At 61.8% G+C, this 21,709-nt stretch carries 20 protein-coding genes; 9 read left to right on the plus strand and 11 right to left on the minus strand.

The window, feature by feature from the left end:
* The first annotated feature begins 37 nt into the window (after positions 1 to 37).
* Both ligK and AC3A4Z_RS20780 read left to right on the plus strand, forming a co-directional pair.
* Entirely contained in the window at positions 38 to 721 is a 684-nt protein-coding gene (gene ligK, locus AC3A4Z_RS20775; RefSeq protein WP_498713958.1) for a 4-carboxy-4-hydroxy-2-oxoadipate aldolase/oxaloacetate decarboxylase, read from the plus strand.
* Positions 722 to 735: 14 nt separating this feature from the next.
* Positions 736 to 933: a hypothetical protein gene (locus tag AC3A4Z_RS20780; protein WP_498713960.1), complete on the plus strand. Its 198-nt coding sequence runs from the start codon at positions 736 to 738 to the stop codon at positions 931 to 933.
* A gap of 82 nt (positions 934 to 1,015) precedes the next feature.
* On the opposite strand, the gene AC3A4Z_RS20785 is transcribed toward AC3A4Z_RS20780, so the two are convergent.
* The 7 genes from AC3A4Z_RS20785 to AC3A4Z_RS20815 all read right to left on the minus strand — a co-directional run bounded on the left by AC3A4Z_RS20785 (position 1,016) and on the right by AC3A4Z_RS20815 (position 8,251).
* Entirely contained in the window at positions 1,016 to 1,789 is a 774-nt protein-coding gene (locus AC3A4Z_RS20785) for an enoyl-CoA hydratase/isomerase family protein (protein WP_498713962.1), read from the minus strand.
* Positions 1,786 to 2,667 (minus strand): 3-hydroxyacyl-CoA dehydrogenase family protein, encoded by an 882-nt coding sequence (locus tag AC3A4Z_RS20790; RefSeq protein ID WP_498713964.1) that lies wholly within the window; start codon positions 2,665 to 2,667, stop codon positions 1,786 to 1,788. Before AC3A4Z_RS20790 ends, AC3A4Z_RS20785 begins: the two co-directional genes overlap by 4 nt.
* A gap of 135 nt (positions 2,668 to 2,802) precedes the next feature.
* Positions 2,803 to 3,483, minus strand: a complete 681-nt coding sequence (locus AC3A4Z_RS20795) for a GntR family transcriptional regulator (protein ID WP_498713966.1) — start codon at positions 3,481 to 3,483, stop codon at positions 2,803 to 2,805.
* Positions 3,484 to 3,640: 157 nt separating this feature from the next.
* Positions 3,641 to 4,852: a CaiB/BaiF CoA transferase family protein gene (locus AC3A4Z_RS20800; protein WP_498713968.1), complete on the minus strand. Its 1,212-nt coding sequence runs from the start codon at positions 4,850 to 4,852 to the stop codon at positions 3,641 to 3,643.
* A gap of 15 nt (positions 4,853 to 4,867) precedes the next feature.
* A complete protein-coding gene (locus tag AC3A4Z_RS20805; protein WP_498713969.1) occupies positions 4,868 to 6,073 on the minus strand; it encodes a CaiB/BaiF CoA transferase family protein in 1,206 nt (401 codons plus the stop codon).
* A 72-nt stretch (positions 6,074 to 6,145) separates the two neighbouring features.
* Positions 6,146 to 6,955 carry an enoyl-CoA hydratase/isomerase family protein gene (locus AC3A4Z_RS20810; protein ID WP_498713971.1) on the minus strand — a complete coding sequence of 270 codons (810 nt, stop codon included), beginning with the start codon at positions 6,953 to 6,955 and terminating at the stop codon, positions 6,146 to 6,148.
* Positions 6,956 to 7,018: 63 nt separating this feature from the next.
* Positions 7,019 to 8,251, minus strand: a complete 1,233-nt coding sequence (locus AC3A4Z_RS20815; RefSeq protein WP_498713972.1) for an FAS1-like dehydratase domain-containing protein — start codon at positions 8,249 to 8,251, stop codon at positions 7,019 to 7,021.
* 219 nt (positions 8,252 to 8,470) lie between these two features.
* On the opposite strand from AC3A4Z_RS20815, the gene AC3A4Z_RS20820 reads away from it, so the two are divergent.
* A complete protein-coding gene (locus AC3A4Z_RS20820; protein WP_498714084.1) occupies positions 8,471 to 9,619 on the plus strand; it encodes a lactonase family protein in 1,149 nt (382 codons plus the stop codon).
* Positions 9,620 to 9,658: 39 nt separating this feature from the next.
* Here AC3A4Z_RS20820 and AC3A4Z_RS20825 read toward each other — a convergent pair whose 3' ends face one another.
* Positions 9,659 to 10,084 carry a MarR family winged helix-turn-helix transcriptional regulator gene (locus AC3A4Z_RS20825; protein ID WP_498713974.1) on the minus strand — a complete coding sequence of 142 codons (426 nt, stop codon included), beginning with the start codon at positions 10,082 to 10,084 and terminating at the stop codon, positions 9,659 to 9,661.
* A 294-nt stretch (positions 10,085 to 10,378) separates the two neighbouring features.
* On the opposite strand from AC3A4Z_RS20825, the gene AC3A4Z_RS20830 reads away from it, so the two are divergent.
* The 3 genes from AC3A4Z_RS20830 (at position 10,379) to AC3A4Z_RS20840 (ending at position 13,861) form a co-directional block, all read left to right on the plus strand.
* Complete coding sequence (locus tag AC3A4Z_RS20830) at positions 10,379 to 11,362, plus strand: carbohydrate ABC transporter permease (protein ID WP_498714086.1); 984 nt, start codon at positions 10,379 to 10,381, stop codon at positions 11,360 to 11,362.
* Positions 11,359 to 12,279: a carbohydrate ABC transporter permease gene (locus tag AC3A4Z_RS20835; protein ID WP_498713975.1), complete on the plus strand. Its 921-nt coding sequence runs from the start codon at positions 11,359 to 11,361 to the stop codon at positions 12,277 to 12,279. The genes AC3A4Z_RS20830 and AC3A4Z_RS20835 overlap by 4 nt, the downstream gene beginning before the upstream one ends.
* Positions 12,280 to 12,616: 337 nt before the next feature.
* On the plus strand, positions 12,617 to 13,861 hold the full coding sequence (locus AC3A4Z_RS20840; RefSeq protein WP_498713976.1) for an MFS transporter: 1,245 nt from the start codon (positions 12,617 to 12,619) through the stop codon (positions 13,859 to 13,861).
* Positions 13,862 to 14,381: 520 nt separating this feature from the next.
* Here AC3A4Z_RS20840 and AC3A4Z_RS20845 read toward each other — a convergent pair.
* Together AC3A4Z_RS20845 and AC3A4Z_RS20850 are read right to left on the minus strand one after the other, a co-directional pair.
* Positions 14,382 to 15,542, minus strand: a complete 1,161-nt coding sequence (locus AC3A4Z_RS20845) for a lactonase family protein (RefSeq protein ID WP_498713978.1) — start codon at positions 15,540 to 15,542, stop codon at positions 14,382 to 14,384.
* Positions 15,543 to 15,545: 3 nt separating this feature from the next.
* On the minus strand, positions 15,546 to 16,955 hold the full coding sequence (locus AC3A4Z_RS20850; RefSeq protein ID WP_498713979.1) for an ABC transporter substrate-binding protein: 1,410 nt from the start codon (positions 16,953 to 16,955) through the stop codon (positions 15,546 to 15,548).
* A gap of 197 nt (positions 16,956 to 17,152) precedes the next feature.
* On the opposite strand from AC3A4Z_RS20850, the gene AC3A4Z_RS20855 reads away from it, so the two are divergent.
* The 3 genes from AC3A4Z_RS20855 (at position 17,153) to AC3A4Z_RS20865 (ending at position 20,194) form a co-directional block, all read left to right on the plus strand.
* Positions 17,153 to 18,085: an aldo/keto reductase gene (locus tag AC3A4Z_RS20855; protein WP_498713981.1), complete on the plus strand. Its 933-nt coding sequence runs from the start codon at positions 17,153 to 17,155 to the stop codon at positions 18,083 to 18,085.
* Complete coding sequence (locus AC3A4Z_RS20860) at positions 18,082 to 18,993, plus strand: nuclear transport factor 2 family protein (RefSeq protein WP_498713983.1); 912 nt, start codon at positions 18,082 to 18,084, stop codon at positions 18,991 to 18,993. Before AC3A4Z_RS20855 ends, AC3A4Z_RS20860 begins: the two co-directional genes overlap by 4 nt.
* A 103-nt stretch (positions 18,994 to 19,096) precedes the next feature.
* Positions 19,097 to 20,194, plus strand: coding sequence for a Gfo/Idh/MocA family protein (locus tag AC3A4Z_RS20865; RefSeq protein ID WP_498713984.1), 1,098 nt, complete (start codon positions 19,097 to 19,099; stop codon positions 20,192 to 20,194).
* A 377-nt stretch (positions 20,195 to 20,571) separates the two neighbouring features.
* On the opposite strand, the gene AC3A4Z_RS20870 is transcribed toward AC3A4Z_RS20865, so the two are convergent.
* A complete protein-coding gene (locus tag AC3A4Z_RS20870; RefSeq protein WP_498713986.1) occupies positions 20,572 to 21,510 on the minus strand; it encodes an aldo/keto reductase in 939 nt (312 codons plus the stop codon).
* Between the last annotated feature and the right edge of the window lie 199 nt (positions 21,511 to 21,709).

The following is a 21,709-nucleotide window of genomic DNA, read 5'->3' on the forward strand; positions in this document are numbered from 1 at the left end:
GCGCGCACCGCCACAGAATTCTTAGGAGCAAACCACCATGCAGGAACTCGGCGTAGTCCACACCAGCATCACCCGCGCAGATGAAACCGACGTCAAAGCACTCTCGGCCTTCGGCGTCAGCACCATCCACGAAGCCATGGGCCGGCTCGGCCTCATGCGCCCCTACATCCGGCCCGTTTACCCCGGCGCGGCCATGTGCGGCACCGCCGTCACCGTCCTGCTCCAACCCGGCGACAACTGGATGCTGCACGTCGCCGCCGAACAGGTCCAGCCCGGCGACGTCCTCGTCGCCGGCTGCACCACCGAAAGCGAAGACGGCTTCTTCGGCGACCTCCTCGCCACCTCCCTCAAAGCCCGCGGCGGCCAAGGCCTGATCATCGACGGCGGCGTCCGCGACGTCGCCACCCTCCAGGACATGGACTTCCCCGTCTTCAGCCGCGCCATCAACTCCAAAGGCACCGTCAAAGCCACCCTCGGCTCCGTCAACATCCCCATCGTCTGCGCCAACGCCCTCGTCAACCCCGGCGACGTCATCATCGCCGACATCGATGGAGTCGTCGTCGTCCCCGCCGCACGGGCAGCCGGTGTCGCAGAAGCGGCCCGTCAGCGTGAGGACAACGAAACCAACAAACGAGAACGCTTCGCCTACGGAGAACTCGGACTCGACATCTACAACATGCGCGGACCCCTCGAAGCCGCCGGACTCCGCTACATCGACTGAGCGAAGGAGAAATGATGGCAGACCAGGAGAGTCAGGAATTCGTTGACTTGGAAGTCGGCGAGCGTATCGAGGCATGGGTGGGTGGGGCATTGCGCCACGTGGGTTTCGTAGACCTCTTCGCCCCACAGTTGAACGTCTTGTGGATCCGGGACGTGGAGCATTATTCCCGGCTGCTCTTGGACTTGCGGGTCTACACGCTGGTCCGCTGCTAGCGATAACCTCCGGAACGAACCTCTGAAGGGCCATGCACCACGGTGCATGGCCCTTCACGGGGGTTAGTTCTACGGCGGACTTCTAACGCACGGCCTCGGTCGGCTCTTTTTTGCGTCGTCGCACCAAGAAGGCGTCCATGCGGTCCCTCTTATCGTCCGTCTCAAACAGCACCGCCTGTGCGATGTTGTCGATCAAGGGATGCGCTGCCCGCGGTGCCCCCAGGGCAGCTTTGGCCAATTGAACCGCTACCGGGGCGTTCCGGAGAATCCGGTCCACCCAGGAGTGCGCGACGGGCAGAAGGGCATCCGGATCCGCGATCTCATTCAGCAGCCGCACGCCCAGCGCCCGCTGGGCGTCCACCGTGCCCCCGGCCAGTAGCAGTTCCTTTGCAAGTGGCTCTCCGACGAGCTCCAGAAGACGCCAGGCGGCGCCCGCGGCCGCCAGGATGCCCAGCTGTCCCTCCGGGTTGCCGAATCTGGTGCTTGGTGTGCCGATGCGGAAGTCGCAGGCATACGCCAGTTCTGCTCCGCCGCCAATGGCCGGCCCGCCGACGGCCGCGACGGTGGGCATCGGCAGTGCCGCAATCCGGGAGAACAGCCCGCTGTTAATGCCCTGCAGGGCATGCCGGTGGTTGCGGTTTCTCAGTTCCCCGATGTCGGCCCCAGCAGCGAATATCGACGGTCCACCCGTGATGATCGCGGGTCGGGGAGTGCGTTCCAATTCGTCACACACGGCGTGCAGGCTTGCAACCATCGCAGCGTCAATGGCGTTACGTACCTCCGGGCGATCAAGGGTGATCACCACCCTGCTGTCGCTGAATTCCACGTTCAGGCCGGGGTACTTCGCATCACTCATTGTTCGTCCTCCCAGTTGTAGAACCCGCGGCCTGTTTTCCGCCCGAGGTGGCCGCGGTCGATCATGTCGGTCATGAGCTGCGGCGGGGCGAAGCGTTCGCCGAGTTCAGCCTCGAGATATTTCGCGATGCCGAACCGGACGTCCACGCCGACCAGGTCCGTGAGCCGTAGGGGACCCATGGGGAATCCATAACCTAACGTCATCGCGGCGTCGATATCCCTCGCAGACGCCACCCCTTCCTCCAGCATCCGGATGGCTTCCAGGCCAATGGCCACGCCGAGGCGGCTGCTGGCAAAGCCCGGAGCGTTCCGTACGGTAACGGGTGTCTTCCCCCACTCTTTCACCCATCCTTCCGCACGCTCCCGGAGGTACACGGAAGTCTGTTCGCCCAGCACCACTTCGACGAGTTTGCTGGCCGGCACGGGGTTGAAGAAGTGCAATCCGATGACGCGCTCGGGATGCGGAATGTCGGCAGCTAGAACGTCGAGGGAGATGCTGCTGGTATTGCTTGCGATCACGGCCTCTGGTGAAACGATGCCGGCAATACGGCGGAGGGTGTCCAGCTTGATGTGGAGATCCTCGGGGACGGCTTCGATGATGAGGTCTGCACTGTCAAGCAAAGCCGCGTCTGTTGTCGTGGATAGTCGAGCCAGCAGGGGCTCGACGGAGGACAGCTTGCCGCGCCTAACACTGTCGGCAAGAGCGGCCGCGATCCTGGCGCGGCCGGTTGCGGCTGCTTCAGCATCCCTCTCCAGTACGACGACGTGAGAACCGGCGAGAAGGAGTGCGTGCGCGATCCCGGCGCCCATCGTCCCTCCGCCCACGACGCCGGTGTTAGTTGGTGTGAGCGTGCCGTGGTCCAAAGACGGGTGTGGCATAACAACCTCCAGTGGTTTCAGGAATCGTTGAACAAAAAGTGGCTATTTTTGGACAGCACAAAAGGACCCCCGCGCACCGGTCAGGAATTCAACAGTGCCGGCTGGGCGTAGCGGCTCCTGAAGCCGGGGTGGCAGCTAGGAACGCAGGGCCGCTGAGGCGGCCAGGGTTTGGCGGATCTGCCCGATATGCCACCTGGCCACGGACTCCGCCTTATCGGCGTCGCGGGATTCGACTGCGGAGAGAAGCTCCCTGTGCTCGGCTAGCTGCTCGGTCTTTCTGCCGGGCACCATCATCGACTTGAACTGGAACTTCATGATGGGGAACCGCAAGGCCTCAAGCATCGAACCAGTTTTCGGGCTTCCCGCCATTTCTACCAAGAGGTCATGGAAGTGGCGGTTTGCGTCGGTGTAGCTCAGGAGGTCGTCCCGCTCCAACGCCTGGGTGGCGTCATCAACCGTTCCACGCAGTTGGCGGAGCTGTTCGGGGGTGGAGCGTTCCGCGGCCAGCCGGCAAATGAGGCCTTCGAGGACTTCGCGGACCAGGAGAACCTCGTGGGCTTCTTCGAGGGTGAAGGTGCGCACACGCGCCCCGCGGTTGGGCTCCAGCACAATGAATCCGTCCTGCTCCAGGCGTGCCAGGACGGTTCGGAGAGTATTGCGGCTGACGCCCATTGATTGGGACAGGGGCGCTTCGACAAGTCGTTCATTCGGGCTGTAGTCGCCGGACTGGATAGCCTGCCGCAGCTGCTGATACGCCTGCTCGGCCTTGGCGGCCTCGGGACGGGCCGGCGCGGTCCGGGTGCTCGCGTTGCTCATTGGCTGGCTCTCTTTCGTCTCGTCCGCCACCGGCGTCGGCCAAGTGCCGAAGCTGATGAACGGACTTCATTCAGTGCCCATAGTCTATCTTGTTCAGCAAACTTGACCGACAATCCTGATTCCTCTGTACCGGCATACTACCGCTGCCAAGCCTCCGCTAGTAGATGACGTTCGCGTCGACGAGCCGCCGAACGTCCACCTCAGGCAGCCCGAGCAGTTCACCGAAGACATAATCGTTGCCCTCGCCCAACCGGGGAGCGGTGCTGCGGATGGCTGCAGGGGTTTCGGAGAGCCTCATTGGCGGCGCGATCATGGGGCGCGTACCCAGGACCGGATGGTCGACACTGGTGATGTCGCCGCGCTGCCGCAGGTGTTCGTCAGCGAACAGGTCCCGTGCGTTGTATGACGGGGCTGCGGCCACACCGTTATCCTGCAGCAGCAGGGTAAGGTCCTCCGGATCGAAGGCCTTTGTCCACGCAGCGATTCGGGAGTCGAGGGTCTCCTGGTGTTGCCAGCGTCCGGCTGGGGTGCTGTACAGCGGGTCATCCGCCCATTCAGGGTTGCCCATTGCCGTGCGCAAGGAGCGCCATTCCTGATCGTCGGCGACGGCAACGCTGATCCAACGGTCCCGGCCCGCGCAGGGGTAGACGTTGTGCGGTGCCATCACAGCGTCGTGGTTGCCGCTGCGCACGGGGGAGTGGCCTGTCATCTGGTACTCCAAAACGGAATCCCCGATCAGGGCGTTCAGCGCAAAACTGGCGGCAAGATCGATGTACTGTCCCTCGCCGGTTTGCTCGCGGATGTTGAGGGCGGCAAGGATCGCGAAAGCGGCGGCAGTTCCGGCCCGGGCATCGTTGGAGCTGGTGCCCTGGTTTGGCCCGCCGTCGGCATAGCCCGTGAGGTTGGCCATTCCGCTGAAGGCTGAGAAGCAGGGGGCGTAGGCCGTGTAGTCCCTCAGCGGGCCTGTGGCACCCCAACCTGAGATAGACACCATGATCAAATCGGGCCGGACTTTGACCAGGTCCTGGTAGCCCAAGCCTAGCCGGTCCATCACACCGGGACGCATGTTTTCCAGGGCGATATCGGCCGTGGCTACAAGGCGCCTTGCGAGGTCCGCGCCTTCCGGCTCAGCAATATTAATCGAAACGCTGCGCTTGCCAAGGTTGACCTCGAGGAAGTTCGACGACGCCTCTATGTCCTTGCTGACTCCCTTGCCATGGGTGTTGCGCTGCTCGTCGACACGCCGCCGGCTTTCCACCTTGATGACTTCTGCTCCAAGATATGACAGCAGCATGGTTGCGTACGGTCCGGCCAATACCCAGCCGAAGTCGATCACTCTAACCCCCGCGAGGGGTCCTTCGCCAATCACTTTCTGTGGCTCCAATCAGATCACGCCCGCTTCCACGGTCAAGTTACGCTCCGCATTGGCCGAGGCGTATCCCAACACTTCGTTGTTGTGTTCGCCCAGGAGAGGAGCCGGGCGGATCCCCTGCCACTGGACATTCGAGAAGTTGTAGGGCCGGCCGGGATGACGCAGCTTCCCGGCCATCGGGTGGTCATATCCGACGAGGTAACCACGGGCTTCGACCTGCGGAGAAGAGATGAAATCCTCGGCGTTGTAGATCGGCGCGGCTGCACTCTTGCAGGCTTGGATCTTGTGGAAGATCTCTTCAGCTGTGTACTCGGAGGCCCAGGCCTGAAGCCGGTCATGGAGTTCGGCGGTATTGTCCGAACGGCCGATTTGGGTGTCAAAGGGTGGCCGGGCTCCCCACGCGGGTCGGCCCATCGCCTCGAAAAGACCGTTCCACTGCAGCTGGGAGGACAGGACGATAAGTACGTGGCGGCCGTCCTTGCCGAGCACGATGGTTTCGAGCAGGCGGCCCTTGCCTGTCCGGTTCGGTGGAACTCCGTCATCGACATACCGTCGCAGTTGCGACTTCTCCAAGTGCATAACCGCGTGCTGTTTGGAGATATCCACCTGCTGGCCGGTGCCACCGCGGTTGCGCCAGAACAAGGCGCCGAGTGTGGCTATCGCAGCGGTAATGCCCGCATCATACTCGCCAAGGTATCGCGCTCCGCGTACCGGTTCCCGGTCCAGGTTCGGAGAGTCCATGGGCAGCATGTAGCCCTGGCCGGCCGAGTGAAAGGTATTGAGGTAGTGGGCCTTGCGGCTGACGTTCGGGCCCGATTGCCCAAAAGGTGTGACAGAGGTAACGATTAGTCCGGGGTTGATGCTTTTCAACGACTCGTAATCGAGGCCCAGCTGTTCCAGCTGCCCAGGCTCCCTGTCTTCGATAAGGATGTCCGCATCGGCGATCAGCTGCCGGAAGGCGTCGCGGGCTTCCTCATCATCGAGGTCCAGCGTTACGCTGCGTTTGTTGGTGTTCAGGTAGAGAAAGAGGCCAGACTTCTCGGCGTGCGGCTGACCGTCAGGGAAGGGTCCCTGGTGCCGGGCGATGTCGCCCTGCCCGGGCGCCTCGACCTTGATCACGTCGGCTCCGAAATCGGCCAGGAGCTTGCCGCAGTATGGGCCCGCCACGAAACTGGCCAGCTCCACGACTTTGATGTTGCTAAATGGTCCGGGTGTCACTTTTGACTCCTCGTCGGATAGTTGGGATGCCGGGGCAGTGCCTGATTGGCACCCCGAGGCCCGCGGAAGTTGTCAACGAGCCTGGCGCGCCGCTGTCCTTGCGGCAAGGAAAGCGCGGACGGAGTCCTGATGGTCCGGAGAGGAATAGCAGAACGCCTGGGCTTGACTGCCGAGGGTGTTGACCTCATCAAGGCTCAGTTCAAGGCTTCGGTTCAGAACACCCTTTGCCAGTGCCTGGGCCATCGGCGGATGCTGCCCCAAATCAGTGAGGAAGGTCAGGGCTGCCGGTAGAAGCTCTTCGACCGGCAGGACGCGATCCACCAGCCCGATCATGGCCGCTTCCTCGGCCGCCACACTGCGACCGGAGAAGATCATGTTCTTGGCGCGGGCTACGCCAACGCGGCGGGGAAGGTGGAACATTCCACCCCCGTCAGGCACCAGGCCACGTTTGACGAACGACGCCGACACCACGGCGCTGTCCGCGGCCCACACAAAGTCGCAGGACAGGGCCAGGTCCAAGCCAAGCCCCTGGGCCGGGCCGTTGACGGCAGCCACAGTCGGGCGGTCGAGCTCGTACAGCTTGCCCAGAGTCTCATGAAGCTCCCTTTGCCGGCGCCAGCCAATTTCCCCCGCCCGAGGGCCTTGGTCCAGCCGCTCCTGCATGCCGCGGATGTCGCCGCCGGCGCAGAACGCACTCCCAGCGCCCGTCAGTACCAGACCACGAAGCTCCGGGTGGGACGCAACGTAGTCGACCGCCGTGCGCAGGTCCTCACGCATTTGCCCATTAATGGCGTTGCGTACCGACGGTCGATTGAGCAGCAGAACGACGATGTTGCCGTGCACCTGGAGCTCGATGGTCTCCATCAATGGAATCCGGGACATAAATCTTCCTCTCTCAGGTGGAGCTGGCACCGGGAAGCCGGGGCCAGCTCCACCTGGTGGACGCTAATCAGCCTTGGAAACGAGCTTGACGACGAAAGTGGACTTGGTGTGGACCACGCCGTCCTGGTTTTCCGCCCAGACGGCGAGTTCTACGAGCCGCTCTCCGTCCTTGACGAACTTCCGTGCGACCCGGCCACGGACCCAAGTGGCATCGCCGAGGAAGTTCATCCGGCGGTCCTGGGAGTCCATCGACTTCACAAAGGCATCGTCACCCATCCAGTCCGTGACAAGGTGGACCAGCATCATCTCGTTGTGGATGCCGCCTGCGTTGGCATAGGGAACTCCGAGCTGGCGGGCGAACGCGTCGTCATAGTGCCAGTCCCGGCGCACGCGGTGTTCGCCCGTTTCGATATCCTTGGGGTGATGGCCCAAGTGTTCCCGCATCATGGCCCATTTGATGGCGAAGGCGTAGGGGTAGGTGCTGACGATTGTGCGGGCACAGGCGTCGCTCACGTCATAGATGCCTTTTGCGACCGATCGGATTTCCTCGCCCTCAACAACGTTTTCCCAGTAGCGCACTTCGGCTCCGCGCCGACCCACGCCAGCCAACTGGTCGTCAAAGTCACGGTGGATCGCGTCGAGTTCCTCGTTCGAGAAGTGGTGGCGCTTCTTCTCCTGATAGAACTCGCTGTCCCGGTCTCCCTTGAGCTTGCTCGGGGGCGTGGCGACGTAGATGTTGCGGCCGGTGGCGATGGCAACAGTTTCCTCCCGTTGGTTCACGAAGTAGCGGGGAACGCTTTCGATGAACATCCGGTAGTTCTTGCCCTGAACCTGCTTCTCCTCGAAGCCAAGATACTTGTCGAAAACACTGAATTCGTCGCCCGGGCGGAAGGGCTTGAAGTAGTCGTGGCGGTTGCCTGCGGCCAGCCTGGCTACTCCCGGAATACGGAGGCGGCCACCGAACGAGGACCCGAAGGAAACACAGGATTCAAAAGTAGGGGGTGCGATGATCCCGCCCCAGCGCGTACCCTGCGCATACGAAGGATCGCGCCACAGTGGATTGGGATCCCCAACGGCGTCGGCGTAGTGGCGGATGAGGTCTTCGGTGACAAGCTTGTTGTTAATGCCACGCTCGTACTCGTTGTCCATGATGGCGTGCGGCGGCGGCGGCAGCTTGACCGCCCCACGATCGGCGTTGAAGCGGGCAATCTGCTGATCGAGCTTCTCGTTCCACTCGTCATCCGAAATATTTCCCCACTCGTTGTCAACGTTCGATTCCGTAATGGTGCTGCTCATTTCCATCCTTCCTGGCTGGCTCTGGCTTGGCCGTGAGGCGATGAAATACCCGAGTCCAGGTGAGCGTTTACTGTGAACATGATTGGTGAACGATTTATAATCTAATGTACTCCCTTGATGGGGTCAAGCGTGCATTTCTGCTCGACGAGAAAGGGCGTTGGCGCGCACCCCGCCACCAACTGAGATGTAGAGAGGCGTTCAATGAATACGGCCAGACAGATGTATGTGGGAACCTGGCCGCGTGCCTATCGGACAGATCCGGTCGACATAGCGTTTGGGGTGTATTCCCTGAACTTCGACGAGGCTGCGCGGGAATTGTCAGCCGGGAATATGGCGCCTGCGCGGTGGCCGGGCTGGATAAGTCTGCACCCAAGCCAACCGTTTCTGTACGCGGTGAGCGAGGTTGCCGATCATGACGGCGGTCAGGGCGGCGCTGTGGCGGCGTTCCGTACCGACCCGGCCACGGGGGCATTGACGCCGCTGAATGAACGCCCTACGGGCGCAGCCCCGGCCCATTGTGTCGTTGACGCCAGCGGGCGCCACCTGCTAGTGGCGTGCTACATGGCTGGAACGGTGCATGTGTTCCCGATTGCCGGCGATGGGCGTCTTGGAGCGGCCACGGACGTCCATCAACATGTGGGGAGCAGCGTTCACCCGCAACGGCAGGACCGCGCCCGCCCTCATTCAGTAAACCTGGATCCGGCCAACCGGTGGGCGCTGGTGCCGGATTTGGGAACGGACAGCATTATCGTCTACGGGTTCGACCAGTCCAGCGGCAGGTTGATCCCGCATCCTGAGCTTACCGCCCGGGTATCCCCGGGCTCAGGCCCCCGCCACCTGGCATTCCATCCGAGTGCAAAGTATGTCTATCTGGTCAACGAAATTTCGGCAACCGTCACGGCCTACTCCTTTGATTCCTTCACGGGTCGGCTCCGGGAGATCCAGACAGTCCAGGCGCTGCCGGAGGGGTTCTCCGGCTTCCGCTCGGGAGCTGAAATTGCCGTTGGGCCGGGAGGCCGTTTCCTGTACGTCAGCACCCGCAGCCGGGGGTCCAAGAGCGAGCCATCCGAGCGGGGGCTCGACAGCATCGCCTGGTTTGGGATTGATCCCGCGAGCGGTCAGCTGACACCATGTGGGCGTGTGCCTTCCGGAGGTGAGGTTCCCCGCGCCTTCCTGATCGACCCGGAGACCAGCCTTGTATTTGTGGCCCACCAGGGCAGCAGTTCCATCGTGACTTTCCAGCTTGATGTGGACAGTGGGGAGCCGGAGCCAACAGGACGCGCCTTTCCCACGCCGGCCCCGGTCTGCCTCCAACTGGTTACAGCACCAAGCCGTGCCGACCAGCCGGAGGCTGGCCGGCGATCCTGAGGGGATTCCCCCTCCCGCTTCGCGCCCGCTGGACGGGGCTCACCGCATGGCCTTGGCCAGGGCCTCCAAGGCGTCGACGGCGTCGCGAATCGAAGCGAGTTGCGAGGCGGTGAGGCTTTCATTCGCCCTGAGAATTGCCGCAACGCGCTGGTCGCGGATGCGATCCTGGAGTGCTTGCCCCTCCTGAGTGGCAACGACCGTGAACGCCCGCTGATCCTCGGGCGACTTGTGGCGTTCTACGAGGCCCTTGCCCTCGAGGGCGCTCACGATTCGGGAGACCATGGTGGGGTGCAGGTTTTCCGCCGTGGCGATTTCGGCGAGGGGGACTGGTCCGCGGGTGGCCGCCAGGGCGAGGGCTGATGCCTGTGATGGTGTAAGGCCCTCGTCGGTGGCGGAGGCATTGAACTCACGGGCCAGATGGATGACCGCACGCCTGAGCCGGGCGGCGGCTTCGATGTCTCGCACGGATCCTCTTTTCTTTGCGTGAGCGCAGGCAAGTATGTTCCATGCTACGGGCTGTGGTGATTTGTCGCCTTCTGAGTCGCCTTCTGACCAGTCGTTGACAGTGTCGACGGATGTGAGTAAGGTCGCATCCATCAATATTGCTCAACGATCTCGTTGAGCAGAAATTAGGCAGAGACAGCGGCGCCGCTGGGTGGACTACCTGGACGCGCCGCCTCCATTCAAGAGGGGTTCCTGTACGTGCATACCAGCGACATCGAAGACTCGCGGTCCTCAGCAAAGAGAGGCCGTGTGGACATGATTGCTGAGGCGTCGGTAGACGCCCCGGTCATTGAGGAACGCGCACCGGATGCACCCGCGGAGGGTGCTGCGCGCAGGAAGGGGCTTCCGCCTGGTTACAGCCGCCTGTTCGCTTTTACGGCTACTGTTCCGATCACGGTTATCTACACGGTTCTTATCGCGTTTCCCGCCGTTCTGGCGGTCCTGCTGAGCCTGACGTCCTGGCATGCCGTCGGGTGGCCGGAGTGGGTAGGCCTAGCGAACTGGCAGCAGTTCTTTGGGGATGCCAGGGCGCTCGGTGCCTTGGGCGGAACGGTGGGCCTGGCCCTCGCCTGTTTGCTCGTGCAACTGCCGTTGAGCATGGCGCTCGGCCTTTTCATAGCGGGCCCGCAACGCTACCGCTATGTGTACTCGGTTGTGTATGTGATTCCTATGCTGGTGTCCGGAGTCGGGCTGTCGCTCGTGTGGCATGGGATGCTCGACCCGAACCTCGGCGCGCTGTCGTATCTTGCCCGCACCTTCAAACTACCGTTCCTGGTTCAAGACTGGTTTGGTGATCCGGTGCTTGCCCGCGTGGTGTTGCTGGTCATCATTTCCTGGGTGGCCATGCCCGTTCACGTGCTGATTTTCCAGCATGGGCGCAGGACTGTACCCGATGTGTTGTACGAGTCCGCCAGGATCGACGGGGCTTCGCCCCTTCGTCAGTTCATCTCCATCACGGTTCCGATGATGCGCCAGACCATCGCGCTGAACTGTTCGCTTATTGTCGTGCACTCCCTGACTACGTTTGATGTCATTTTCGTCCTCACCGGAGGCGGTCCCGGGGAGGCGACGAATGTTCTGGCAATGGAGATGTACAAGCTGGCGTTCCAACAGAACAACTTCGGCTACGCAGCGGTCTTCTCGGTCGTACTTGCGGTGCTGGGAATCGGGGCCGGCGCCCTCATTATGACAATCAGTGGTTTCAGTCGTTTCGAATCTGAATTGGAAGGCATCGCGTGAGCACCCAGAGCTTAGATGTGAAAAAACAAGCCGTGTCCAGTGTCAAGAGTCCCTTAGGGCGGAGCCTTGGCGGCCGCTCGAGGGGCACTAAGCACGTCAACGGGCTGGCGCCACGCACCGCGGCGTTTGTGCTCGGGACCGTGTGGTTGCTCATTGTCATCGCACCGTTCGACTACATGCTGGTTTCCAGCTTCCACAGTCAGGCGGATTACTTTACGGCCAATCCCTGGGTCCCCGGCAAAGTGACGCTAAGCAACATTTCCGCCGTACTGAGTGAGGGAATGGGCACCTACCTTCGCAACAGCGCCATCGTCACCATATGTGGAGTTTCACTGACAATTGCGTTGGCTCTCCTTTTCGCGCAGTACACGGTGAAGCACAAAGCCCGGGCGGGTTCACTGATCTTCCGTGTCATCGCGGTCGGACTGGCCGTGCCGATCCAGGCCATCGTCGTTCCGCTGTTCGTTGTGGTCACACGGATCAACCTCTATGACTCGCTCATCGGACTCATCCTTATTCTTTGCGCATCGCATCTTCCGCTCAGCGTGGTGATCATGTGCACATTCGTCCGGGACATCCCTGACGAGCTCGTCGACGCAATGAAGATCGACGGCGCAGGAAGCTGGACCGTTCTCTTCAGACTCGTTGCCCCGATGTCGAAGGGCGCCATGGGTCTGCTGGCGGTCTTCAACGGCCTCGCAATGTGGAACACCCTGCTCATCCCGCTGCTGTTCACGCAGAGTCCGGGCAATGCTTTGCTACCTCTGGCCCTGTTCAAGTTCCAAGGTGAAGACGGCTCCAACGTTCCGGCGCTGATGATGGCGGTTCTGCTCTCAGCACTCCCGCTTATCATCCTGTTTCTCGCAAGTCGCCGCTTTGCGATGCAAGCGCTGGGCGGCATGGCAACAATGCGGTGACGAACGCCGTGGTCATCCCCGCCACAACGCGTCCTGCAGCAGTATCCCCGTGAAATACATCCCCAGTTGATGACCTCCACGCCACCAGCGAAAGATCGGGCAGAAGGATCACTTGGGGCACGAAGACCGCGGTTGCCGTTCTGGACCGCGGTCTTCGCTGATTAATCTCGGCCGGTGAAGCGACAGGCGCAAACGATTTCCACGCGCGTCACACCCGACAGGGCCGGCCAGGTGTGGACACGGGCACTATGGCAGACCCCATTCGATTCTGGGTCTGCGCCCGGAGTAACAGAACCGTCTTCCCAGCGTCCCACATTTCCGAAAGCGACACCTGACGATGCTTCAGACAGATGGCGGAAGCCAGAAAGCGAACGCTGCTTTCAGATCGTTTCACTACGCGAACTACCGGATCTGGTTTGCCTCCGCATTCGCATCCAACATTGGCACATGGATGCAGCGCACTGCCCAAGACTGGATCGTGTTAACAGTCCTCACCCACAACGACGCGGCCGCGGTAGGCGTGACCATGGCGTTGCAATTCGGACCGCAGCTCCTGCTGGCGCCAATCGCCGGTCTGGCCACCGATCTCATGGACCGGCGAAAGCTGCTGATGATTACCCAGGCTGCGATGGGAATTCAAGGCTTGGCGCTGGGCATCCTTACCACCGCCGGATTGGCGCAGTTGTGGATGGTGTATGTGTTCGCGCTTCTCCTGGGCGTCACCACGGCCATCGACTCACCGGCGCGTGTCACCTTCGTCAACGAACTGGTTCCCGCGACCCACCTTTCCAACGCGATAGCCCTGAATGCCACCTCCTTCAATGCTGCCCGGGTAGTCGGTCCGGCAGTTGCAGGGTTGCTGACGGCCGCACTGGGCGCTGGCCCTGTTTTCCTCGTTAACGCAGCCTCGTTCGCTGCCACGTTACTGGCGTTGGCCTCCTTTCGTGGCGGGAGGCTAATTCCAAGTGCCCGCCAGGGGGCCGGCCGTGCAGGAATCCGCGACGGGGTGGAGCATGTCATCTCCCGCCCCGATCTTCGCCTGCTATTCGCGATGGTCTTTCTCATGGGAACACTGGGTGTGAACTTTCCACTCTTCATCTCGACAATGGCCAGCATCGAGTTCCACCGCGGCGCGAGCGAATTCGGCATTCTCAGCTCGGTTATCGCCATCGGCTCGGTGGCGGGAGCACTTCTCGCCGCCCGGCGGGAACGAGCCCGCCTGCGCTATATCGCGACCGCAGCTGCCGGCTTCGGAGCATTCATGATTCTCGCGGCCCTGATGCCCACGTACTGGGCGTTCGGACTGGTGCTGCCAACAGTCGGGATCACATCCATCACCGTTCTCAATACCGCAAACGCGTATGTACAGGCAGGAACGCCACAGCAACTGCATGGACGGGTTATGTCTTTGTACATGGCCGTGCTGCAAGGGGGAACCATCGTTGGCGCGCCTCTGGTCGGTGCCGTGACGAATACGTTCAGTCCTCGCTGGGGAATTGCCGTTGGCGCCATGGGCGGCCTGATACCGGCGGCCCTCGCTCTGCTCTGGTGGCTTCGCCATCGGTCTACCCGGAAGGCATAACCCGCTCATCAGCGCCTGCGATCCGGCGATTGGTGCTCCCCGACGTCTGGCCCTGCCCTTGATTCTGCTAGAAGACCTGGAACCGTCCGGTGGCTTCAGGAAAATTTGAACCTGCCCATATGCCCTGCAGGGACACATTGCCCCTCCCGATAGCGAGACTATTAGCGTCAGAAACGTGGCCGGCCCGGACAGTCTCCTGCAATCCGCATAGTCACGCGGGGTTCCAAGGAGATAGCCGGTTGGCTGGTGCTTCAAAAGCGAGCGACTTTCCGGCCAGAGGTCGCCCGCAGGAACGAATGTGAACAGGGGGCGGAGGCCGGAAAGATGCCGGCTCGCACCACGAGCCGCAGGAAACGCCGCGAGCCTGGGTACGGTGCGCTACCGTACCCAGGCTCTTGGACGTGCCGTTACTTTCGGCCGATGGGACTGGCTGTGTCCCCGTCAGGAGTCTCGCTTGTTGCTCACTCGCTGCCCCTGACCCGGGGATTTCAGGCCTCGGGGACTGACATCTGAGGCCCAGTTACCCGACCCACCACAGGGTCTCGCGGTGGACATCGAAAGGTTGGCGGGCGAGTGGCGACAGTTGCCCTGAGGCTTCGATGCCAAAAACCGCCAATGACGCGGGGACCAGTTGCGGATCGTTATGGTTGTCCGTCTGCGCCAGGATCGGTTTTCCGTTTGCCGCCACGAGGAGGCCTCCATCAGCGATGATCGTGACACATCTGGCGGAGATCCCTCCGGTGTCGATGCGTTGGATCAGCGTCAGTGTGCCGTCCTCCCGAACGTCGAAGACACTGATCGTGTTCTCGCCGCCCTCGAAAACGGGCAGGTTTTCGGGTGTCCGCCATCGGTCGTTATCCACGATCGGGCCGTCGGCCCGGGTTACCGCGTACAGGGTACGGCCGCTGGGGTGCAGGGCGAGGACGCCGCCGAGCTGCCTGTCACGCGCCTCTTCCGGGTGGTTGAGCATCTGCCGGGAATTTTCCGGGTCGGAGACCAGCCGGTCGTTGTCGATGCGAAGCGTCAGCACCAGGTTCTGGGCTTCCAGAGACACGTAGATCAGGGGCAAAGAGGGATGGAAGACCACGTTGCGCGGATTGAAGCCCGTAATGGGGTGCTCCGTGGACAGGTCAATGGTGTCCAGCTCGGTCATGCGGCCGTCATCGTATTCGGCAAGGTGGATGCGGCCGGCAAGCGCCGGGGTTCCGGTCCGCCCGGTATGGCCGCGGGCAATAAATACCGCCCGTTTGTCGTCCGGACTGATCTGCGTGTCATGAAGGTACTCGGCAAGCTTCACAACCGGAGCCTCGGCCAGTTCCACCACCCGGCCACTGCCATCCAAGACATGGATCGTCACTCCGGGCGCCTTCGTGTGTGTTGCGATGACGTTATGTCCTGCCCCGTCAACGGTCAGCTGAACGGCTCTTGCAGGGAGTCCGATGGCCTGGCCGACGGCCATCGACATGTCGTCGATGGCCACCGAAACCAGAAAATGTTCATCCCGCTCATGGTCGGTGCAGGCAAGATACACCAGTGGAAGGCCAGGGTGGCGTGCACCTTCCTGGATCATTGCCGGGAGCTGCACTCTGGACCGTTCGGTCATCTCCCCCGTGGCGGGATCGATGTCGCAGCGGACGAGTGCAGCGCCGATTGCTGCAAAGACAGTCGTGGCGCCAATCATCGTTTACTTGATCGTCCTGTTCATGGCGTCAGCGAAGCCTTGCGGAGTGATCGATCCGTTGATAACCCCGGCGGTATTTTCTTGGACCACTGCGTTGTAGTTGCCGAGCGTGCTCGTCCACAGGGGCTGCATTTTGGTTGACCCTGCGAGCTGGTAAGACCACAGCACTGACTTGCCGATTACCGTCGTGGGAATCAGGTTCTCGGCGTGGGCAACGGCAGGAACGACGCCAATGGAGGACAGACCTTTGGCATAGGCGCCGGACGAGAGCATCGTCGTGAAGTAGCTTGCGATGAGCTTTTGTTCCGCGGCGGTGGACTTCGATGTGACGAAGAAGTTCACGGAGGAGTTGCCCACCAGTGTTTCAGTGGGGTAATTCCCTTGGGGAACCTCGGTGTAGCCAACGGCATCCGAGTTGACGAAATCGGGTGCAGCGGAAGCCACCTTGGAGATGAAGTTAGCGTTCGCAAGCATCATTGCGGCCCGTCCGGTATAGAACAGCGCCCGGTCGGCGCCATTTTGGTTTCCGGTGCTGTCGAAACCGACACCGAAGGCGCCGTCCTGGGCCATCTTCTGCAGCTGAGTCATTCCAGCAATGATGCCTTTGTCCGACCACGCTCCGGCCTTCCCGGCGAGAACGGCTTTGAAAGGGTCGATTCCTGCTTCACGCTCCGTGAGGTGTTGCGCCCAGAACGTCCCAGGTGACTTGTCCGCGTTGCCGAGCGCAATCGGAATGATGCCGGCATCTTTAAACTTCGCGATGTCCTGGTTCAGTTCGTCCAGAGTCGCCGGTGGGTTGGCGATGCCGACCTTTTCAAACACCTGCTTGTTGTACCAAAGGACTTGGGGTGATGCGCCCCAGGCGGGAAACCCGTAGACCTTGTCATCTCCATAGAGCTTCGTCCGGTCGAGTGCCGAGGGAACGAACTTCGACTCCCAGTCAGGATCCACAGACTTCAGCAGCTCACCCGCATTTACCACCTGTCCCGAGTCAATGTAGGTCTTCATGGTCCCGACATCGGACGGCATGATCGCCGTGGGCGGACTGCCCGCCACCATCATGGTTGTGATCTTTTCAGTAAGAGCGGCGGCCGTGTAGTACTGATAGGTGATGTGCGTGCCCTGACACTGTTTTTCAAAGGCACTCGCCATCGCTGCATCCAGATCGGCCTGGGCCTCGGAATTCTGCAATGCCCACACCGTAGCTGACGCGGGCTCCGGGCAGGAGGCGACGGTCGGGATGTCCTCAAGCAGGGCCACTGACTTAGCTGGTTCGCCGTCGGTGCCGCAGGCGGCAAGTACCAGCGTCGTGGCGGCGGCCATCGCAACCAGCGACGACGCACGGATTACCCGCCGATTGAGGCGGCCTGCGCCCTTCGGCCCGGGGGATAGGGTGGTCAACTTCTCGCGCATGAAACTTCTCCTTTGAAGCCGTACAGGGAACCACAACTCATAGCGGCGGGGTGACGACTGCTGTTCATCGCGCTGTGGCTATTCGATTACACAGAATTGTCGACGATTTGATTCAACAATGCTAGGTTAGGGACAGGCCGAAGACGTGTCAACACGTTCGGGCCGGTAACTCACTTCAGTGCGGAAGGCGGATACAAATGACGAACCCCACCATCGAGGAGCTCACCAGTGGGGGAGCGAACACATTGACTCCAGCAAGGCTGGTGCTTGGCGGTCCTTTCGGCGTGGAGCCGATTGAGGAATCGTTTCGGCGGCTGGATCACTTCGCGGCATCGGGTGGCCAAGTAGTGGAAACGGCACACTCCTACAAGGGCGGCAGCGCCGAACTTGCCATCGGCAAGTGGTTCTCGGCCAACCCAGGGGTCCTTCGTATTATGTCCAAGGTCGGTCACGACCCTGTCACCAAAGGTGACATCCCGCTCTCTCAGGACGTAGTGGAAAAGCACGTCCGCGAGTCGATCGAAGCGCTGCAGGTGGACCGCCTGGATCTGCTCCTCCTCCACACGGACGATCCCTCCCGCAGCGTCGATGAGCTTGCCGGCACCCTGCACGGTCTGGTCGAGACGGGCCTTGTCGCTGGCGTTGGCGCCTCCAACTGGACTCTGGAACGCTTCGCTCCGCTGGCGGGGGCACTTCGTGGACTTGGACACGAGGTGGTCGCCAGTTACCAGTATGGACTGGCCGCTCCAGATCCGGAGCAATTGCGGGACGGGAACCTGGCCGCCGACGCCGAGGTGCTCGCTTTGCTCGATGCAAAACGCATTCCCCTGTTCGCCTGGTCCGCCCAGGCGGGAGGTTTCTTCTCACGCACCGGGCCTGCGCCAAAGGAATCGCGGTCACAGCTGTTCGAGACCTTTGAGAATGCAGTCCGGCGGGACAGGTGCCGAGCGCTGGCTGCCGAGCTTGGCATCGAACCGGGCACCCTTGCCCTGGCATGGACCCTTCACCGTCCCGGCACCTGGGCAGCTATCGGACCCCGCACGGTTGAACAACTGGACGGGTCATTTGAGGCGCTCCGCGTTCAACTGACCGATGAGCAGGCAACGTGGCTCGACTTTGGAGACCTGTGAACAGCGATGAGTCCCTGACCCTATCGGCTGAGGACATCCTCGAGATACGAGACATCGTGTCTGTGTGGAATATCGCCGAGGACGAAGGTGACGCTGAAAGGTGGGCGGACCTTTTCATCGAGGACGGGGTCAGTCGCTATGGAAACGGGCGGGTGGAAGCGGGGCGTCCGACTCTCCTCGCGGCTGCACGCGGACGTGCCGTTGATCCTCGCATGTTCCCTTGGTCCCACTGGACGTTGGGGGAACCCACCATAGATCCCACTCCGGATGGCGCCGTCATGCGTCACTACTACACGACGCTGAACCAGACCTCCCCGCGTGACTGGCAGATCTGGAGCCTGACTGAGCGCGTCTATCACGTGCGCCGCGTCGACGGTCGCTGGCGCATCGCCGAGCGTACGATCCATAACCTCCCCCTGGGGCTGGCGGGCCCCGAAGACCGAATTAGAGCAGGAGCACACACCATGACTTACCACGACGATGAGGGAGGAGCCGTCGATTCTGTTCTGACCGCCGCTGATCGGCTCGCTATTCAGGAGCTCATCACCCGCTACAGCGTTTCTGAGGACACCGGGGACACCCGTGAAACGGCGTCCCTCTTCACAGACGACGGAATAACGATAAACGGCCGAGGTGAGGCGACAATTGGCCGCACCGCCATCCAAGCCGCGGCAACCAAACGCTGGGAGAGCCCCGCGGCGAGAACCAAAGTGCACTGGGCGGCCAACGTCATCATTACGGGCACCCGGGACGAAGCAGAGGCCCAGTCGTATCACATGATCATCTCAGTTGACGACGAGCCGCGCATCGACGGCATCGTGGCCAAAAGGGACCGGTTCCGGCGCGTCGATGGACGATGGTTGTTCGCCGAGCGGCGTGTCGAACCGATTGGCCGCACCACCGCGTGACAGGTCCCTCACCTGCGAAGTGTTCCGCCTCATCGGGCAATCACATTGAATCAATGACCGTACCCATCCCGGGAGCCACTCCCGTGCTGTGAAGGAGAAATAAATGAACGACCGGCTTCGGCTCGGGGTAGTGGGGGCGAGCCTCTCCGCGACTTGGCTCAACGGCTCTCATATTCCTGCGCTTCTCGCCAACCCTGACGTGGATCTGGTGGCGGTGTGTACCAGTAACCCGCTGAGCGCGGAGCGGGCCAGGGATGCCTATGGGGCTGAACTCGCCTTCAGCGACTTTGAAGCGATGGCAGAAAGCCCTGATATCGACGCTGTTGCTGTCGTCGTGAGGGTGCCGATGCATCGCGCACCGACCATGGCAGCGATCAGAAACGGCAAGCACGTCTACACTGAATGGCCGCTTGGCAAGAGCACCGCAGAGGCCAAAGAACTCGCTTCCGCCGCCCAAACGGCAGGTGTGCGACACATGATCGGGCTGCAGTCACAGTTCAGCCCCACCCTCCGCTACGCCCGTGATTTGATTGCTGCCGGAAATATTGGTGAGGTGCTCACCGCGAACGTCAGCGGATTCCGCTTCCAGAAACCCGCGGACCACACATCGGAGTTCACTTGGCGTACCGACATTCGCGAAGGGCAGCACCAGCTGTCTATCCAGGCCGGCCACGTGCTCGATAGTGTGAGGTTTGTGCTGGGCGATTTTGCGACAGTGCGAAGTTTGCTTTCAGCGCAGACTCCCAACCTGGTCGAGGTTGATACGGGGATGATGGTGCACCCGACCGCTCCGGACCACGTCCTGATGTCGGGCAGGTTAGGTTCCGGTGCCGTCATCTCCGTGCACGTCGCGGCGGTACGCTGGGCTGGAACGGGATTTCGCATGGAAATATATGGGCGCGAAGGAACCATGGTCCTGACCAACGCCCTGGCCTCGCAGCGAGGTCAGCTCACAAGGATCCGGGTTGCCCGTGGAAGCAATGATCTCATTGACCTCGCCGTGCCGGCTGAGTACCTGCCCGACCCCGAAGGGTATCCCACCGGTGATCCGATGAACGTGGGAATCGCATACACCGAGTTCGCGACAGCAATCCGCGAGGGACGGGACCCGGTCCCCAGCTTCGAGCAGGCGGTGGATTTGCACGAACTGCTCGACACCATCGTCGAATCTTCCGAAAGCGGTAGTGAAGCACGCCGGTAGCAGGATCGACGCCAGGGTGAGGCCAGGCAGCCTGGCCTCACCCTGGACCACGACCGTACTGCCGGCCCCCGGCCTCCCGTGAAGATTGGCCAGCGTCATTCGCTGCCCGGATGAGGCTTTGGAGTCTTTCCGACCGGCTTAGGGCTGGCCCCTGAAACGCGGTGAGGCGCCCCGATGGTCACCCGGATCATCAATGATCGTAAGGTTCGGCGCCTCACCGCTTCGGCCGACCCAGCCGGGGAACACCAGCGTCACCGACAGTTATCGGGCGGTGACGCGCTTGCCTTTATGAACGGAGGCAGGGCAGCTGCAGCGGAACCCTGGGCTGCATCCAAGGGCGGACGCTCGGGGCATCCTCCGGGGGCCAAGCGCCCCTGTCATTCACCTTCTCCGTGTTCAAGCCACCGAAGCTGTGGCTCCGTCAAGGCGAGATCGAGCGCCAGCAGGGAAAGTTCCAGCTGCTCTATGGTTCTCGGGCCTATCGCTGGCCATGTGTTCTCCTGGTGCAGTGTCCAGGCTAATGCCACGGTTTCCGGTCGCGCTCCGAGTTCGGACGCGAGTTGCCGTGCCCGTTCCCTCCGCGCAATGTTTTCCTTGGTTTCATAGAGTTTCCAGCGCCCGGGTTCTGCTTTGGGGGCGGTCCTTCCGAAAAAGCCGGCTGCCTGGGCGGACCAGCAAAAGAGCGGGAGATTGTGCTCCGTCAGGACTGCCCTTACGCCTGCATTGGCGGAGAGGTTTCCTATGCGCATTACGGCCGGGTCCGGAACGGCCAGGCTGTACTGATAGCTGCCGACGGGGCCGTGGCCGGAGGGCGCCAGCTCACGTGCAAGCTGCGCGAAACGGTCAGCGCTCCAACTTGCCGCGCCCACGGCAGAGACATAGCCGGCCTCAATAAGGTGCAGGAGCGTCTCGGCCAGTTCGGGTACCTCACGGTCCAAGTCGTCCCCGTGATACAGGAGCAAATCAATCCGGTCCACCTGCAGGGCCTGCAGAGACTCCTCGACGTGTTGCCGGACCAGGGCCCGGTCAAGCGGAATGTCACTGTTGTCGACCGGGTCATGTCCAATCTTCGAAATGACGCGAAGCGCGCCAGGATTCCTGCCCAGCCAAGTACCAAGGGCAACTTCGGCCTGACCGTTTTCATAGCCATGTGCCGTTTCGACGAAGACACCACCGAGCGATGCGAAATGTTCAAGACGCTCGGCGGACGCCTTAGGCGGTTCGATTCCGAAGGGACCTCCGAGCAGGAACCGGGCGACCTTGGCGTCTTTGGCGCCGCGGCTGATCAGCTCTCTCGCGGTGGGAAGACTTTGCATTCGATGTAAAACCTCTCTCGATCACACCATAGAGCGGCCGAAGTTTGACCTAACGTCTCGGCACAGATGCCTGTTGACAACCCGCTCACGGCTTCCTAGAGTAACACTGTTCTGCAATATCGTTCACCAATTTTGATTACCGTATTCTGGAGAGAACGCATATCCGCTCGCCGTTCTGTTCAGGTCCTAAAGGAGACGT

The organism is Arthrobacter sp. Soil_C_49, from assembly GCF_057656635.1.

Coding starts and splice junctions, on each gene's coding strand:
- AC3A4Z_RS20790 (WP_498713964.1), bottom strand. CDS start 2,667: ATGCCACACCCGTCTTTGGACCACGGCACGCTCACACCAACTAACACC.
- AC3A4Z_RS20855 (WP_498713981.1), top strand. CDS start 17,153: ATGACGAACCCCACCATCGAGGAGCTCACCAGTGGGGGAGCGAACACA.
- AC3A4Z_RS20820 (WP_498714084.1), top strand. CDS start 8,471: ATGTATGTGGGAACCTGGCCGCGTGCCTATCGGACAGATCCGGTCGAC.
- AC3A4Z_RS20810 (WP_498713971.1), bottom strand. CDS start 6,955: ATGTCCCGGATTCCATTGATGGAGACCATCGAGCTCCAGGTGCACGGC.
- AC3A4Z_RS20830 (WP_498714086.1), top strand. CDS start 10,379: ATGATTGCTGAGGCGTCGGTAGACGCCCCGGTCATTGAGGAACGCGCA.
- AC3A4Z_RS20815 (WP_498713972.1), bottom strand. CDS start 8,251: ATGAGCAGCACCATTACGGAATCGAACGTTGACAACGAGTGGGGAAAT.
- AC3A4Z_RS20840 (WP_498713976.1), top strand. CDS start 12,617: ATGCTTCAGACAGATGGCGGAAGCCAGAAAGCGAACGCTGCTTTCAGA.
- AC3A4Z_RS20865 (WP_498713984.1), top strand. CDS start 19,097: ATGAACGACCGGCTTCGGCTCGGGGTAGTGGGGGCGAGCCTCTCCGCG.
- AC3A4Z_RS20845 (WP_498713978.1), bottom strand. CDS start 15,542: ATGATTGGCGCCACGACTGTCTTTGCAGCAATCGGCGCTGCACTCGTC.
- AC3A4Z_RS20785 (WP_498713962.1), bottom strand. CDS start 1,789: ATGAGTGATGCGAAGTACCCCGGCCTGAACGTGGAATTCAGCGACAGC.
- AC3A4Z_RS20870 (WP_498713986.1), bottom strand. CDS start 21,510: ATGCAAAGTCTTCCCACCGCGAGAGAGCTGATCAGCCGCGGCGCCAAA.
- AC3A4Z_RS20850 (WP_498713979.1), bottom strand. CDS start 16,955: ATGCGCGAGAAGTTGACCACCCTATCCCCCGGGCCGAAGGGCGCAGGC.
- AC3A4Z_RS20795 (WP_498713966.1), bottom strand. CDS start 3,483: ATGAGCAACGCGAGCACCCGGACCGCGCCGGCCCGTCCCGAGGCCGCC.
- ligK (WP_498713958.1), top strand. CDS start 38: ATGCAGGAACTCGGCGTAGTCCACACCAGCATCACCCGCGCAGATGAA.
- AC3A4Z_RS20780 (WP_498713960.1), top strand. CDS start 736: ATGGCAGACCAGGAGAGTCAGGAATTCGTTGACTTGGAAGTCGGCGAG.